This is a genomic window from Cellulomonas septica (assembly GCF_012396155.1).
Taxonomy (GTDB): Bacteria; Actinomycetota; Actinomycetes; order Actinomycetales; family Cellulomonadaceae; genus Cellulomonas; species Cellulomonas septica.
Genome location: NZ_JAAXOY010000755.1, coordinates 1 through 1,512 on the forward strand (window position 1 = coordinate 1; position 1,512 = coordinate 1,512).

The 1,512-nt window shown below is 75.3% G+C and carries 1 protein-coding gene; it reads right to left on the reverse strand.

Features of this window, described 5'->3' with window-relative positions; genetic code table 11:
- Nucleotides 1-1,512 (reverse strand): FtsK/SpoIIIE domain-containing protein (locus HGA02_RS18855; protein ID WP_281357225.1); only part of this gene is annotated, 1,512 nt, incomplete at both ends.

Here is a 1,512-nt window from a genome sequence, read left to right on the forward strand (position 1 = left end):
GTCGTCGTCCTGCTCCGCGCGCCCCGGGACGGCGGGCGGGCGGCCCACGTCGGACCACGTCAGCGGGGCGAGCGTCACGCTGTCCGCCGGACCCGACGCACCCGGCGGTCGACCCCCCACCCGCGACGACTGGAACGCGACGAGGCTCGAGTGCCCCAGCCGCGCGTACGCGCGACCGGGCAGGCTCGGTGCGATCTCCGCGGCGTCGCCCGACTCGATGACGTCCTGGCTGTCGTTCTTGTCGGTGACCCGCAGGGCGATCCGCAGGTTGGTGTTCGACTTGATCTCGGCGCTCACGACGCCCGCGGGTCGCTGCGTCGCGAGCAGCAGGTGCACGCCGAGCGACCGGCCGCGGCGGGCGATGTCGACCAGGCCGGTGACGAAGTCGGGCAGCTCCGCGACGAGCGCCGCGAACTCGTCGATGACGATCATGAGACGGGGCATCGGCGCGTCGTCGGGGCCGCGGCCCGCGAGGTAGTCCTCGATGTCCTTCGCGCCCGCGCCCGCGAGCTGGTGCTCGCGTCGGCGCAGCTCGGCGGCGAGGCTGTCGAGCGCGCGCCGCGTCAGGTGCTCGTCGAGGTCGGTCACCATCCCGACGGTGTGCGGCAGGCGCTGGCAGTCCTTGAACGCGGCGCCGCCCTTGTAGTCGACGAGCACGAACGTCATCTCGTCCGGACGGTTCGCGACCGCGAGGGACGCGATGAGCGTCTGCAGCAGCTCCGACTTGCCCGAGCCCGTGGTGCCCGCGACGAGCCCGTGCGGGCCGTCGGCGCGCACGTCGACGGTGAACGGCCCGTCGGTCGTCTCGCCGATCACCGCGCGCGTCGTGCGACCCCCGCGCGCCCACACCTGCGCGACCGCCTCGGCGCGCGGCGGGTCCAGGTCGAGCACGTCGAGCAGGCGGGACGACGTCACGAGCGTCGCCGCCAGGTCCTCCGAGCCGATGTCGCGGATCGGGGCGAGCGACCGGCCGAGCCGCTCGAACCAGCCGAGCGGCACGACGTCGGCACGGACGCCGTCGACCGGCTGCCGGCCCGCGACCGACACCGTCGAGCGTGGACCGTCGACGACGACGACCGCCTGGCACTCCTCGGGGAGCTGCCGCTCCTGCTCGTCGACGCAGACGAACATCACGCCGACCGACGGCCCCTCGCGCAGCAGCGTCACGAGCCCCGGGAGCAGCCGGATCCGTCGGGCGCCGTCGAGCACGACGAGGACCGGTGCCCCCACCGGCTCGCTCCGCATCCCGTTCCCCCGCGCGGCCGACCGGCGGCGCTCGACGAGGTCGAGCAGCTCGGCGATCCGCCGGGCGGTCGTCTCCTCGTCGTTGCCGACCGACGCGACCGGGCCCGCGTCCCGGCGGGCGTGGGGCAGCCAGCGCACCCAGCTCCACGCGTCGTCGCCCTGCCCGTCGGTCAGCACGACGACCGACACGTCGGCGGGCGAGTGCGCGGTCACGACCTGCGCGAGCATCCACGCGGCGACGGCGCGACGCTCGTCGGGCGGTCCGGC